Consider the following 14,369-nt stretch of genomic DNA (forward strand, 5'->3'; position numbering starts at 1 on the left):
CTTTAGCTGCACGTCGGACAGGCTTTCTCATGGCCCGACGGGCTGAAGCGCGGTGCAGTGAAGTCGCCGCAGTCAAAATTCCAGCCTGAACGCTGCAGCGTCTGGCGACGCATGGAATGGCGGTAAGCCGTCGGCGTCTGGGCGAACTGGCGTCGGAAGACGCGGGAAAACGTCTGCTGTGAGTCATACCCATACTGCAGGGCAATGTCGAACACCGGGCGCTGGGTCAGACGCAGCGCTTCAGCGGCCAGCGTAAGACGACGTTCACGAATGTAACCACCCAGCGTCTGTTTCGTCACGGAACGGAACATACGCTGCAGGTGCCACTTCGAATAGCCAGATTTCGCCGCCACTTCATCAATCGACAGGGTTTTTTCCAGATTACTGTCGATCCAGTCTGTCAGGGTGCTGATGATGTCGTCATGCATACACTTTTCTCCCGGGTCTCTGCGTCAATAGATCGCGAACTCAATGGTTGCTGAGTATAATTCCTCAAGTTAACTTGAGGTAAAGCGCTAAATGAAAAAAATTCTTCGCACTTCTGACAAGCGGGAACTGACCCCTGGTGACGTTGCCCGGCGCTGCGGCGTGGCGGTATCGACGCTGCATTTCTATGAAAGCAAAGGGCTAATCAGCAGCTTTCGCAATCCGGGAAATCAGCGGCGTTACACGCGTGACGTTCTCAGACGGGTGGCAGTCATTAAAATCGCCCAGCGCATCGGCATCCCGCTGGCCACCATCAGCGACAGCCTGATGCAGTACTCCCCCGGCAAACGAACGACCCCAAAAGAGTGGGCGCTGCTGTCGCAGCAGTGGCGTGACGAGCTGGACAGACGCATTGAAACGCTGACCCGTCTGCGGGATGACCTGGATGGCTGCATCGGCTGCGGCTGCCTGTCGATGGAGGACTGCCCGCTGCGCAATCCGAATGACCGGCTCAGTGAACAGGGTACCGGAGCGATCCTGCTGGATGTGAAAGGCGCTTAACCTTCTATACTCAGGTTTTAAGGAGCGACTATGATCACCGTACATCACCTGAATAATTCGCGCTCACAGCGCGTGCTGTGGCTGCTGGAAGAGCTGGAAGTCCCGTATCAGATTAAACGTTATCAGCGGGAGGGCACGCTGCTTGCCCCCCCGGAGCTGAAAAAAGTACACCCGTTAGGTAAAGCCCCGGTGATCACCGATGATAATCGCGTGGTGGCGGAGTCAGGGGCGATCCTGGAATATCTCGAATCACATTATGATGCTGCCGGCCAGCTGAAGCTGGCCGATGATGAGGCGGTGATCCAGTCACGCTACTGGCTGCACTATGCAGAAGGCTCCCTGATGCCGCTGCTGGTGATGAAGCTGATTTTCAGCCGCATGGGAAAAGCCCCTGTCCCCTGGCTGCTGCGGCCAATCGGCAGCGCTTTTGGTAAAGGGGTGCAGAAAGGTTACCTCGACCCGCAGATCGCTAACCACCGTCAGTTTATTGAGCAGCATCTGGCCCGCAACGAATGGTTTGCCGGTAGCCGGTTTAGCATCGCTGACGTCCAGATGAGCTTCCCCCTGCAGGCGCTGACCGCACGTGGCGGGGCCGCAGACAGCCCGGCTATCCAGGCCTGGCTGCAGAAGGTGCAGAGCCGTGCCGCCTGGCAGCGTGCGCTGCAGCAGGGCGGTGAAGTCAAGTTTGACTGAGCAGGTTCCCGTCTGACCCCCTCCCCGTATCGCCGTCATAAGAAAGCGCTATGAGAGGACAGGGGGCTTCCCCCGTTAACATCCCTCTGTGTGAATGACCAGGGGGATGTAAATCAAGACTTATGCAAATTTAAGCGTTAACAGGTGTTGAATATGCACCATTAAACACCGGATAATCGTTTGCGCGAAAATACGCACTGCAATGACGCGGTTTTTACGTGGAATAGTAAACGTTTGCCTTTATCCGGTTTGTGCCTCGCCCTGAGGTTTTTGACACCGTGAATATTGTGCCAGGGATGCAAACGTTGACTACCGCTGGGATGCAGCGGTACCACGCAGCGATAACTCATAAGAATGCTCAGGGGATTACAATGTCAGCTCCTTCTCAACCGGCCAGCGGCTCTCTCGACGCCTGGTTCAAAATTTCTGCGCGCGGTAGCAGCGTCCGTCAGGAAATCCTGGCGGGTCTGACGACCTTCCTGGCGATGGTCTACTCCGTGATCGTGGTGCCCTCAATGTTGGGCAAAGCGGGCTTCCCGCCGACGGCGGTGTTTGTGGCAACCTGTCTGGTCGCCGGGTTTGGTTCCCTGCTGATGGGGCTGTGGGCCAACCTGCCGATGGCGATTGGTTGTGCCATTTCACTGACGGCCTTCACGGCCTTCAGCCTGGTGCTGGGCCAGCAGATCAGCGTGCCGGTCGCGCTGGGTGCGGTGTTCCTGATGGGGGTCCTGTTCACGCTGATCTCAGCCACCGGTATCCGGGCCTGGATCCTGCGCAATCTGCCAATGGGCGTGGCGCACGGCACCGGCGTCGGTATTGGCCTGTTCCTGCTGCTGATCGCCGCCGACGGCGTCGGCCTGGTGGTGAAAAACCCGGGGCCGGGACTTCCGGTCGCGCTGGGCCACTTCCCGTCATTCCCGGTGGTGATGACGCTGCTGGGCCTGGCGGTGATTTTTGGCCTGGAGAAACTGCGCGTACCCGGCGGTATTCTGCTGACCATTATTACCATCTCGGTAATCGGCCTGATTTTTGACCCGGCGGTGAGTTATCAGGGGCTGTTTGCTATGCCCAGCCTGAGCGATGCACAGGGGAATTCGCTGCTGTTCAGCCTGGATATCCTCGGCGCACTGAAACCGGCAGTGTTGCCCAGCGTGCTGGCGCTGGTGATGACCGCCGTCTTTGATGCCACGGGTACCATCCGCGCCGTGGCCGGGCAGGCCAACCTGCTGGATAAAGACAACCAGATCATCAACGGTGGTAAGGCGTTAACCAGTGACTCTCTGAGCAGCATCTTCTCCGGTCTGGTTGGAGCAGCCCCTGCGGCGGTGTACATCGAGTCGGCAGCGGGAACGGCGGCAGGCGGTAAAACCGGCCTGACGGCCATTGTGGTCGGTGTTCTGTTCCTGATGATCCTGTTCCTGTCGCCGCTGGCATACCTCGTGCCGGGCTATGCCACCGCACCCGCGCTGATGTACGTTGGCCTGCTGATGTTAAGCAACGTTTCCAAGATCGACTTCAGCGACTTCGTCGATGCGATGTCCGGCCTGCTGGCGGCCGTATTTATTGTACTGACCTGCAATATCGTGACCGGCATCATGCTCGGCTTTGGTTCGCTGGTGATCGGCCGCATCTTTGCCGGAGAATGGCGCAAGCTCAACGTCGGTACGGTTCTGATTGCCGTCGCGCTGGTCGCTTTTTATGCCTGCGGCTGGGCGATTTAATGCTGTTTCGGGGCCGGGATCGCCGGCCCCACCTTCAGATGCCACTGAATTTCCCCTCTTAAGGCACATCCTGTTTTTCAACGCTTTCCTAATTTGCTTTACTATCCCGTAGGGTATACAAATCCTGGGCTGCTTTTGTTCAGAGCCTTCGGAAGACATATAAAAAGGAACGCATGGAAATTTTCTTCACCATTCTCATCTTGACGCTGGTTGTGTCGCTGTCGGGCGTCGCGGCGCGTATTATTCCCTTTCAAATTCCTCTGCCGCTGGTGCAAATTGCCATGGGCGCTTTGCTCGCCTGGCCGACGTTTGGCCTGCACGTCGATTTTGACCCGGAGCTGTTTTTAGTCCTGTTTATCCCGCCGCTGCTGTTTGCTGACGGCTGGAAAACCCCGACCAGCGAGTTCCTCAATCACGGGCGCGAGATCCTTGGCCTGGCGCTGGTACTGGTGCTGATCACCGTGGTCGGGATTGGTTACCTGATCTACTGGCTGGTGCCTGGCATTCCGCTCCTGTCTGCCTTTGCGCTGGCGGCAGTGCTGTCACCGACCGACGCCGTTGCACTCTCCGGCATTGTCGGCGAGGGGCGCATCCCGAAAAAAATCATGGCCATCCTGCAGGGCGAGGCGCTGATGAACGATGCGTCTGGCCTGGTCTCGCTGAAGTTTGCCGTTGCGGTGGCCATGGGTACGATGGTCTTTACTGTCTCGGGCGCGTCGCTGGAGTTTATGAAAGTGGCGATTGGTGGCCTGCTGGCGGGGATCGCCATCTGCTGGCTGTACGGTAAGTCGCTGCGCCTGTTCAGCCGCTGGAGCGGGGATGACCCGGCGACGCAGACCGTGCTGCTGCTGCTGCTGCCGTTTGCGTCATACCTGATTGCCGAGCATATCGGCGTGTCCGGTATTCTTGCCGCGGTCGCCGCCGGGATGACCATCTCGCGCTCCGGCATTATTCGTCAGGCACCGCTGGCGATGCGCCTGCGTGCCAACAGCGTCTGGCAGATGCTGGAATTCGTGTTTAACGGCATGGTGTTCCTGATGCTGGGTCTGCAGCTGCCGGGCATTCTGGAAATCTCCGTACGTCAGGCCGATGCCGACCCGAACGTGGAGCTGTGGGTGCTGTTTGCCTCGGTGGTGCTGATCTATATGGCGCTGATGATCGTTCGTTTTGGCTGGCTGTGGACCATGCGCTTTATCAGCCGCAGTGCGCTGAAAAAACGTCCGATGGAGTTTTCCAGCTACTCCACGCGTGAGTTACTGATTGCCTCCTTCGCTGGCGTGCGCGGGGCGATAACGCTGGCGGGTGTGCTGTCTATTCCGCTGCTGCTGAGTAACGGCAACGACTTCCCGGCGCGTTATGAACTGGTGTTCCTGGCCACCGGGGTGATCCTGTTCTCACTGCTGGTGGGCGTGGTGATGCTGCCGCTGTTACTGCGCGGAGTGGAGGGCGTCGACAAGACGGTTCACCGCCGTGAGCTGCAGATGGCGCGTGCGGTGATGGCCGCTACGGCGATTGAAAGCCTGTATAAGATGGAAGAGCGGCTGACCAATGACACGGAAGAGAACATCGATCCTGAGTTGATTAAAGAAGTCAGTTCCCGGGTGATTGGTAACCTGCGCCGTCGCGTTGATGGCAAAGAGGACATGGAGCGCGCGCTGTTTGCCGAAAATCTGGAGCGTCGCTTCCGCCTGAGCGGGCTGCGTGCCGAACGGGGTGAGCTGTATCACCTGCGCGCCACGCAGAAAATCAGCAATGAAACCATGCAGAAACTGCTGCACGATCTCGATCTGATGGAAACCCTGCTGGTCGAAAAGGAAGAATAACCGCAGAGTATTCGGGTAGGGGCGGCCTTCTTTCCTGGCCGCCCGTGCCGCCGGTTTGTGTTGTTTACGTCTGTCCCCAGCGGTTCACAACGAAATGCACGGCGTTTCCCCCGGCCAGAACTCGCGGCAGCAGGTAATCCACGCCTGGGCGCTGCGCGACAGATAACTCCCTTCCCGCCAGATCAGCCCCAGCTTCCACACCAGGTCCGACTCCAGCGGCAGCCACAGTAGCTGGCTTTTATCCAGACGCTGGCAGATCGGCTCCGGCAGGATCGCCACACCCATCCCGGCCTGTACCATCGCCGCCAGAAAATCCCACTGACCGCTGCGCACTGCAATCTGTGGCGTAAATCCGCTGGCCTGAAACGCCCGCATCAGCTGGCGATTCAGGGAGAATTCCTCGTTGTAGATCAGAATGGGAAGCCCGGCCAGTTCACTGATCGGCATATGGCTGCGGCGCAGCCAGGCGTCGGTGCGCGGCACCAGCACGCACAGCGGATGGCTCATCAGCGCCAGCGAGTTGAGGGGCAAATCATCGGCCACCGGCAGGGCGGTCATGGCAATATCCAGGCTGCCGGACAGCACGGCCTGCTGAACGGTCAGTCCGCCAAACTCGGAGATTTTCAGCGCCACGCCGGGATAGCGCTGGCGGAAGGCAGAGATCGATCCGGCAATCTGCATCCCGACCATCGGGGGAATGCCCAGGCGCAGCTCACCGGTTTTCAGTTCGTTGATATCGCTGATCTCCGCCTCCAGCTGCTTAAACTCCTGCAGGATGGTGACTCCGCGCTGGTACACCGCCTGGCCGGTATCGGTCAGGTGCAGCTTGCGGCCCTCGCGGATCAGTAACGTACAGCCCAGCTCATCCTCCAGCTGGCGCAGCATCTTGCTGATGGTAGGCTGCGTGACGTACAGCTGCTCGGCGGCACGGGTAAAACTTTGCTGACGAACCACTTCCACAAAGTAGCGCAGGGCGCGAACGTCCATAATCATTCCTGTCTGGCATAGTTGGGATAATATTAAGTCATTTTTTTCACCCTTTGTTACCGCTTTATACTCTTTCCCATAAAAACATTTTAAGAGGGAAAAACAGCATGGCACTGGCAATACGTCCACAGAGTTCGGCCTGGCTGCAGCGGGTGCGGGTTCCGCTTCAGGTGGCGCTGTATGTCGGGCTTTTTCTGGCGTCAGAGCAGTTAGTGAACTGGCTGCACCTGCCGCTGCCTGCCAACATTGTCGGCATGTTACTGCTGCTGGCGATGATTATGCTGCGTGTGATGCCGCTGGGCTGGGTGAAAGCGGGGGCCAGCTGGCTGCTGGCCGAAATGCTGCTGTTCTTTGTCCCGGCGGTGGTGGCGGTGGTGAACTACGGCGACCTGCTGCGGGTGGAAGGCTGGCGCATTCTGCTGGTGATCGGCCTCAGTACGCTGCTGGTGCTGGCGGCGACCTCGCTGGTGGTGGAGCGGGTATACCGGTTTGAACTGTGGCTTGCCGCCCGTAAGCAGGGGAAAAACGATGCGTGATTTTATTCTCAGTATCGTCTGCCTGCTTGCCACGCTGGTGGTTTACTTCCTCAATAAGCGACTCTACCGTCGCTGGCACCGGCTGCTGCTGATGCCGCTGGTGATGACGCCTATGGTGCTGGTAGCGCTGCTGCTGGTTGCCCATATCTCCTGGCAGGACTACATCGGGGAAAGCCGCTGGCTGCTGTGGCTGCTTGGCCCGGCCACGCTGGCATTCGCGGTGCCGGTCTATGAAAACATGGCGATCATTCGCCGTCACTGGCTATCCCTCAGCGCCGGGGTGATCACCGCGACGACCGTGGCGGTGTGCAGTTCGGTATGGCTGGCGCAGATGCTGGCCCTGCCGGAAGCCATTCAGCGCAGTCTGGCGGTTCGCTCTATCACCACGCCCTTTGCGCTGGCGGCGGCGAAGCAGCTGGGTGGGCAGCCGGATCTGGTGGCGCTGTTTGTGGTGATCACCGGGGTCTTTGGCATGGCCGTGGGGGACCTGCTGTTCCTGCGTCTGGCGATCAAACAGGGGCTGGCGAAGGGGGCCGGGTTCGGGGCTGCTTCGCACGGTGCGGGGACAGCAAGGGCCTATGAGATGGGGCAGCAGGAGGGTGTGGTGTCCAGCCTGGTGATGATGTTATCGGGTGTGGTCACGGTGGTGATCGCGCCGGTCATTGGCCATATTATGTGGGCCGTGAGTTAAATAAACGGTTTTCAGCGCTTTTGTAAGGTTACTCAAATTCACATTGATTCACGGCTTTCTCATATAATTTCTTTAACGGTTGGTTTACTCTGCAAGGCCGCCGCATCAAGGCGTGAGTAAATTTTAATCAGGAGAAAAAAATGAAAAGAGTGGCAATGACAACCGGCGCTCTGGCGCTGCTGGCGCTGGCAGGCTCTGCCCAGGCGATTGAAGGTGGCGTGAGTGTGGGCAAAGATTACACTGACGTTCACGTAGGCCTGGGTACTAATACCCCTGGTTTTGCACTTTCCGGTGACTGGCTGCGCAGCGATCACGACGGTAACGTAGAAAGCCTGGGTCTGGGCTACAACGTAGCTGTCGGTGATGTGTTCCTGTCTCCTACTGTTAAAGCGATGTCAACTAACCCGAAAGACTCCAAAGATGGCTACGGTGTGGCTATCGGTGGCGGCGTGCGAGTCCCGGTGACTAACATGTTCAATGTGTACGGTGAATACTTCTGGTCTCCGGACTCGTTCTCCAGCCATATCGATAACTACCAGGAAGCGTCTGCAGGCGTAAGCTTCCAGCCTATCTCGCTGGTGGATGTGAGCGTGGGTTACAAATATATGACCATGAACGGCAAAGATGGCCGTAAAGATAACGTCGTGGCCGATGGCCCATACGTGGGTGCCGCTGTTCATTTCTGACAGCGTGGGCGGACCGAAACAGCCGGTCCGCCCCTGTGAACCGCTACGGTGCGGACCGTGACACCCGGTCCGCACCTGCCTCTCTGATATTAATGCCCTTTCCCGCCTTCAATGCCGATCCCCGTCTGTGAACGAACAAACTGCGCCTGGAAGCGCTGACGCTCCTCCGCACCGGATGCCGAGCTGTCGGTCACCGAGAACAGCCAGGTGCCGATAAACGCCGCCAGCATTGAGAACAGCGCCGGATACTCATACGGGAATACTGCTTTCGCATTGCCCAGCACCTGCACCCACACCGTCGGGCCGAGGATCATCAGCAGCACCGCCGTCAGCAGGCCCAGCCAGCCTCCAATCATCGCTCCGCGCGTGGTCAGCTTCGACCAGTACATCGACAGTAAAATAATCGGGAAGTTACAGCTGGCAGCAATCGAGAACGCCAGCCCGACCATAAAGGCGATGTTCTGCTTTTCAAACATAATCCCCAGCAGGATCGCCACAATACCCAGCAGAACGACGGTAATTTTTGACACCCGCAGCTCATCTTTTTCACTCGCCTGCCCCTTACGGAAGACGCTGGCATACAGGTCATGAGACACGGCGGAAGCCCCCGCCAGCGTCAGTCCGGCGACCACCGCCAGAATGGTCGCGAAGGCCACGGCAGAGATAAAGCCGAGGAACAGACTGCCGCCCACCGCGTCCGCCAGATGCACGGCCGCCATATTATTACCGCCGATCAGCGCCCCGGTAGCATCCTTAAACGCCGGGTTGGCCCCGACCAGCAGAATGGCCCCAAAGCCGATAATAAAGGTCAGGAAGTAGAAGTAACCCATAAAGCCGGTGGCCCAGAATACGCTCTTGCGCGCTTCCCGCGCGTCGCTGACGGTGAAAAAGCGCATCAGAATGTGCGGTAAACCTGCCGTACCGAACATCAGCCCCAGCCCGAGCGAAAGGGCAGAGATCGGATCGTGTACCAGCCCACCGGGGCTCATGATCGCAATCCCTTTCGGGTGAACCTTGATGGCTTCGGTAAACAGCGTGTTGAAACTGAAACCGACCGTTTTCATCACCATAATGGCCATAAAGCTGGCCCCAAACAGCAGCAGGACGGCTTTAATAATCTGTACCCAGGTGGTGGCCAGCATGCCGCCAAACAGCACGTACATCACCATCAGGATACCAACCAGCACCACCGCGACATGATAATCCAGGCCGAACAGCAGCTGGATCAGCTTGCCTGCGCCGACCATCTGCGCAATCAGATAGAGTGCCACTACCACCAGGGATCCACAGGCGGAAAGCGTGCGGATTGGCTTCTGTTTCAGGCGGTAAGAGGCCACATCGGCAAAGGTATAACGCCCGAGGTTACGCAGGCGCTCGGCGATCAGGAACAGAATAATCGGCCAGCCCACCAGGAAGCCCAGGGAGTAGATCAGTCCGTCGTAGCCGGAGGTATAAACCAGCGCCGAAATCCCCAAAAACGAGGCGGCGGACATAAAGTCCCCGGCCATCGCCAGACCATTCTGAAAGCCGGTAATATTGCCGCCCGCCGTATAGTAGTCACTGCGTGACCGGGTGCGCTTGGAGGCCCAGTAGGTGATCCCGAGCGTAAAGCCGACGAAAATCAGGAACATGACAATCGCTTCGACGTTGGTGGGCTGGCGCTCAACCGCACCGCTGATGGCATCCGCCGCCAGCACGCCGCAGGGCAGCAGGGCCGCCAGCGCAAAGAACAGATGGCGTGATTTCATCCTTTCACCTCATTCAGCAGTTCGCGGGTCAGGCGGTCGAACTCGCCATTTGCACGCCAGACATAGACGCCGGTCAGCAGGAAGGAGATCACAATCAGGCCTACGCCAATGGGAATACCGCGCGTCACATTCGTCCCTTCATGAAGCGGGGTGCCGAGCCAGGCGGGCGCGAAGGCAATCAGCAAGATAAAGCCGACATACAGCACCAGCATAATGGCGGACAGCAGGGTGGCAAAGCTTTGGCGTTTTCTCACCAGCTCTTTAAAACGTGCGCTCTTTTCTATTCTTTGATAAAGGACATCGTTCATTGTCATATCTCCAGAGGTATTTCCCCCTTCATCCCTGACGCCACAGCGGTACAGGCCTGAGCCATTTTTCCTGGTGACTTATGCGAATAAGTTCCCGGGAGTTCATCGCTTTACCGCCTTGCTGCAGCGTCAGTGACTGAGGGGAAATGTGAAATATAGTTTTTATAATTCCTGGTTCGGACAAGATTAAGACCTGATACGGCAGGGCTGCTCTGCGGCAGTTTAGAACAGGGGCACAGAGGCCCCTGTCGTGTTATGGCATTTGAATCGACTGCTTCTCTTCGAGTAATTTCTCGACCACGCCAGGATCGGCGAGGGTTGAGGTATCCCCAAGGTTACTGGTATCCCCGGCGGCGATTTTGCGCAGAATACGGCGCATGATTTTGCCGGAGCGGGTTTTCGGTAACGAGTCCGTCCAGTGCAGCACATCCGGGGTGGCAATCGGGCCGATCTCTTTACGCACCCAGTTACGCACTTCGGTGTACAGCTCCGGCGAGGGCTCTTCGCCGTGGTTAAGGGTAATGTAGGCATATATCGCCTGGCCCTTCAGCCCGTGCGGGATGCCCACCACCGCCGCTTCAGCGATCAGCGGGTGCGATACCAGCGCGGATTCGATCTCCGCTGTGCCCAGACGGTGGCCGGAGACGTTGAGCACATCATCGACGCGTCCGGTGATCCAGTAATACCCCTCTTCATCACGACGTGCGCCGTCGCCGCTGAAGTACATATTTTTGAAGGTAGAGAAGTAGGTCTGCTCAAAGCGTTCGTGATCGCCATACAGGGTTCGCGCCTGGCCAGGCCAGGAGTCGACGATCACCAGGTTACCTTCTGTGGCTCCTTCCAGGGCGTTGCCCTCATTGTCGACCAGGGCAGGCTGCACGCCAAAGAACGGGTTAGTGGCCGAGCCGGGTTTCAGCGCCGTCGCTCCCGGAAGCGGGGTGATCATAAAGCCACCGGTTTCCGTCTGCCACCAGGTGTCTACGATCGGGCAGCGGCCATTGCCGATTTTTTTATGGAACCACTCCCAGGCTTCCGGGTTAATCGGCTCGCCTACGGAGCCGAGGATACGCAGGCTGGAGCGGTCGGTGCCTTCAATCGCTTTGTCGCCTTCGGCCATCAGTGCGCGTACCGCCGTCGGGGCGGTATACAGAATGGTGACCTTATGCTTATCCACCACTTCCGCCATCCGGCTCGGTTTTGGCCAGTTCGGCACGCCTTCAAACATCAGGGTCGTTGCCCCACAGGCCAGCGGGCCATACAGCAGATAGCTGTGACCGGTGACCCAGCCAACGTCGGCGGTACACCAGTAAACGTCGTCCGGATGGTAATCGAACACGTACTTAAAGGTGGTTGCCGCATAGACCAGATAGCCCCCAGTAGTATGCAGCACGCCTTTTGGCTTCCCGGTAGAGCCGGAGGTATAAAGGATAAACAGCGGGTCTTCCGCCCCCACTTCTTCGGGCTGATGATGGGCGCTGGCTTTATTCACCAGCTCGTGCCACCACAGGTCACGGCCGTTGTTCCAGCCCACGTCTTTCCCGGTACGACGGAAGACCACCACTTTGCCAACGCTGGTCACGTTAGGGTTATTCAGCGCATCATCGACGTTTTTCTTCAGCGGAATGGCGCGTCCGGCGCGGATGCCTTCGTCGGCGGTGATCACCAGACGGGCGTTACAGTCGATAATACGCCCGGCTACGGCTTCGGGAGAGAAGCCGCCAAAGATCACCGTATGCACGGCACCAATCCGCGCACAGGCCAGCATCGCGACGGCGGCTTCCGGCACCATCGGCATATAGATAGCCACGACATCGCCTTTGCTGATGCCCAGCTCTTTTAAGGTATTGGCAAAGCGACAGACGTCGCGATGCAGCTCACGATAGGTGATGGTTTTGCTTTCGCTGCTGTCGTCGCCTTCCCAGATAATGGCCGGGTGGTCACCCCGGCTGGTCAGATGGCGGTCAAGGCAGTTCGCCGCCAGGTTCAGGGTCCCGTCCTCAAACCAGCGTATAGAGACATTGCCGGGGGCGAAGGAGGTGTTTTTCACCACTGTATAAGGCTTAATCCAGTCCAGGATTTTACCTTGCTCACCCCAGAACGCATCGGGGTCCTGTACTGACTGCTGATACATCGACGAGTACTGCTGGGGTGTAATCAGAGTATTTTCCGCAATGTTCGCGGGAACCGGGTAGGTATGTGACTGGCTCATAGCTGGCCTCCTTGAAGATTGTTAATAATATGTCAATCAAAGGTTAAGTGAAGATGTTGGTTTGGCTTTGTTTTCTTTTTGCGCGGCAGATCACGCCATAACATAATCTGATGGATCCGGGTCATCTGACGGCGTTAAAGATATTCATTTCGCGCAGTAATCGTTGAGAGGCGCACGACAAGTCGCACAAAAAAGGCGCAAATAGACCATTTTGTTTCTGCGGGGTAATACCCCGTTTCTGCATAGTCATGCGGTATCAGGCAGGAATATTTCTAATTATTACAAAGAGTTATTTTATTTGGCGTAAAGCAGGGCTTTATCCTGTTGAGTGATGGTTAATTAGCCTCATCTCTCGCGGGGTTGCATTTAGGGCGTTGAAAATGGTACTGATTACGCGCCTGTTAATCAGGAATCAACCATCCATTACCTGCGAATTGCCCGATTCCGGTCAGCCTCCCTTGAGTGTTATTCACTCCGCATACCACACGCGGAAAGCAGGTTTTGTTAAGGAAACAGACACGTTATGAAAGCCGTAAAATTCAGCCTTGCATGGCAAATACTGATTGCACTGGTTCTGGGGATCGCCGCGGGCGCGATACTGCATAATCAGCCGGAAAACCGTGAATGGTTAGTCACCAACATTCTCAGTCCGGCCGGTGATATCTTTATCCACCTGATCAAAATGATCGTCGTACCTATCGTTATTTCTACACTGATTGTCGGTATTGCCGGCGTAGGTGATGCCAAAAAACTCGGGCGCATTGGTGTTAAAACCATCGTCTATTTCGAAGTGATTACCACCATTGCCATTGTGACAGGTATTACTCTGGCGAACGTGTTTCAACCCGGCTCCGGCATTGATATGTCGACGCTGGCAACGGTGGACATCTCTCAGTATGAAGCCACAACGGCACAGGTTCAGGGGCAGCCACACAGTCTGGTGAGCACCATCCTGTCGCTGATCCCGCAGAATATTTTTGCGGCGATTGCCAAAGGCGACATGCTGCCGATTATCTTCTTCTCCGTGCTGTTTGGCCTGGGCCTCTCCTCCCTGCCGTCGGAACACCGTGACCCGCTGGTGAAAGTGTTCCGTTCAACGTCAGAAGCGATGTTCAAAGTCACCAACATGATCATGCGCTATGCGCCGGTCGGGGTGTTTGCGCTGATCTCGGTGACCGTGGCGAACTTTGGCTTTGCCTCACTGTGGCCGCTGGCGAAGCTGGTGATCCTGGTGTACGTGGCGATCCTGTTCTTTGCGCTGGTGGTTCTCGGTGCGGTGGCCCGCTTCTGTAAGCTGCGTATTACCACCCTGATCCGCATTCTGAAAGATGAACTGATCCTCTCTTACTCTACCGCCAGCTCGGAAACCGTGCTGCCGCGTATTATGGAGAAGATGGAAGCCTACGGTGCGCCGAAGGCGATCACCAGCTTTGTGGTGCCGACCGGCTATTCGTTTAACCTCGACGGCTCCACGCTCTATCAGAGCATTGCCGCCATCTTTATCGCCCAGCTGTACGGCATTGACCTCTCTCTGGGTCAGGAAATCGTGCTGGTGCTGACGCTGATGGTCACCTCGAAAGGGATTGCCGGCGTGCCGGGCGTCTCCTTTGTGGTGCTGTTGGCGACGCTGGGCAGCGTCGGTATTCCGCTGGAAGGCCTGGCGTTTATCGCCGGTGTTGACCGTATCCTCGATATGGCGCGTACCGCGCTGAACGTCGTAGGTAATGCGCTGGCGGTGCTGGTAATTGCCAAGTGGGAAGACCAGTTTGATGCCAAACAGGCCCGTGCCTATGAGGCACAGCTGAAGGCGCAGCCTTCAGCGTAACCCTCCTGCGGGCTGGCGGTTCTGACCGCCAGCCCGATCCCTTCCCGGTCCACGCCTTCCTTTATCCCTCTTTTCTTACACCTCTCTGCCTGACCTTCCCGCTTCTGGCTTGCCTGAATAAAGATGTATTGCCGTATCATAAATTTTCTCTAAAG

The 14,369-nt window shown here is 57.4% G+C and carries 13 protein-coding genes; 8 read left to right on the forward strand and 5 right to left on the reverse strand.

Features of this window, described 5'->3' with window-relative positions:
• Positions 1-2: 2 nt before the first annotated feature.
• Entirely contained in the window at positions 3-428 is a 426-nt protein-coding gene (soxS, locus tag IFU29_RS20395; protein WP_191935525.1) for a superoxide response transcriptional regulator SoxS, read from the reverse strand.
• Between the two features lie 91 nt (positions 429-519).
• Here soxS and soxR point away from each other — a divergent pair, with 91 nt between their 5' ends.
• The 4 genes from soxR (at position 520) to IFU29_RS20415 (ending at position 5,224) form a co-directional block, all read left to right on the forward strand.
• Entirely contained in the window at positions 520-987 is a 468-nt protein-coding gene (gene soxR / locus IFU29_RS20400; RefSeq protein ID WP_191935526.1) for a redox-sensitive transcriptional activator SoxR, read from the forward strand.
• A gap of 30 nt (positions 988-1,017) precedes the next feature.
• Positions 1,018-1,680 carry a glutathione S-transferase family protein gene (locus IFU29_RS20405; protein ID WP_191935527.1) on the forward strand — a complete coding sequence of 221 codons (663 nt, stop codon included), beginning with the start codon at positions 1,018-1,020 and terminating at the stop codon, positions 1,678-1,680.
• 371 nt (positions 1,681-2,051) lie between these two features.
• A complete protein-coding gene (locus IFU29_RS20410; RefSeq protein WP_062748096.1) occupies positions 2,052-3,401 on the forward strand; it encodes an NCS2 family permease in 1,350 nt (449 codons plus the stop codon).
• A gap of 173 nt (positions 3,402-3,574) precedes the next feature.
• Complete coding sequence (locus IFU29_RS20415; protein WP_191935528.1) at positions 3,575-5,224, forward strand: Na+/H+ antiporter; 1,650 nt, start codon at positions 3,575-3,577, stop codon at positions 5,222-5,224.
• A gap of 84 nt (positions 5,225-5,308) precedes the next feature.
• Here the strand turns inward: IFU29_RS20415 and IFU29_RS20420 are convergent, their stop codons facing one another.
• Complete coding sequence (locus IFU29_RS20420) at positions 5,309-6,211, reverse strand: LysR family transcriptional regulator (RefSeq protein WP_191935529.1); 903 nt, start codon at positions 6,209-6,211, stop codon at positions 5,309-5,311.
• A 107-nt stretch (positions 6,212-6,318) separates the two neighbouring features.
• Between IFU29_RS20420 and IFU29_RS20425 the strand changes: the two genes are divergently transcribed.
• From IFU29_RS20425 to IFU29_RS20435, 3 genes are all read left to right on the forward strand, one after another.
• Positions 6,319-6,747, forward strand: a complete 429-nt coding sequence (locus IFU29_RS20425; RefSeq protein ID WP_191935530.1) for a CidA/LrgA family protein — start codon at positions 6,319-6,321, stop codon at positions 6,745-6,747.
• A complete protein-coding gene (locus tag IFU29_RS20430) occupies positions 6,740-7,438 on the forward strand; it encodes an LrgB family protein (protein ID WP_062748088.1) in 699 nt (232 codons plus the stop codon). The genes IFU29_RS20425 and IFU29_RS20430 overlap by 8 nt, the downstream gene beginning before the upstream one ends.
• Before the next feature lie 140 nt (positions 7,439-7,578).
• A complete protein-coding gene (locus tag IFU29_RS20435; protein WP_062748087.1) occupies positions 7,579-8,124 on the forward strand; it encodes a YfaZ family outer membrane protein in 546 nt (181 codons plus the stop codon).
• A gap of 89 nt (positions 8,125-8,213) precedes the next feature.
• Here IFU29_RS20435 and IFU29_RS20440 read toward each other — a convergent pair whose 3' ends face one another.
• From IFU29_RS20440 to acs, 3 genes are all read right to left on the reverse strand, one after another.
• The gene (locus IFU29_RS20440) at positions 8,214-9,872 is read right to left on the reverse strand and encodes a cation acetate symporter (RefSeq protein ID WP_191935531.1); all 1,659 of its coding nucleotides are present in this window, start codon (positions 9,870-9,872) and stop codon (positions 8,214-8,216) included.
• On the reverse strand, positions 9,869-10,180 hold the full coding sequence (locus tag IFU29_RS20445) for a DUF485 domain-containing protein (protein ID WP_191935532.1): 312 nt from the start codon (positions 10,178-10,180) through the stop codon (positions 9,869-9,871). The genes IFU29_RS20440 and IFU29_RS20445 overlap by 4 nt, the downstream gene beginning before the upstream one ends.
• Positions 10,181-10,433: 253 nt before the next feature.
• Positions 10,434-12,389, reverse strand: a complete 1,956-nt coding sequence (gene acs / locus IFU29_RS20450) for an acetate--CoA ligase (protein ID WP_191935533.1) — start codon at positions 12,387-12,389, stop codon at positions 10,434-10,436.
• 523 nt (positions 12,390-12,912) lie between these two features.
• On the opposite strand from acs, the gene gltP reads away from it, so the two are divergent.
• Positions 12,913-14,214 (forward strand): glutamate/aspartate:proton symporter GltP, encoded by a 1,302-nt coding sequence (gene gltP / locus IFU29_RS20455; RefSeq protein WP_191935534.1) that lies wholly within the window; start codon positions 12,913-12,915, stop codon positions 14,212-14,214.
• Positions 14,215-14,369: the final 155 nt, after the last annotated feature.

This window comes from Erwinia persicina (genome assembly GCF_014838825.1).
In the GTDB taxonomy this organism is placed as follows: domain Bacteria; phylum Pseudomonadota; class Gammaproteobacteria; order Enterobacterales; family Enterobacteriaceae; genus Erwinia; species Erwinia persicina_A.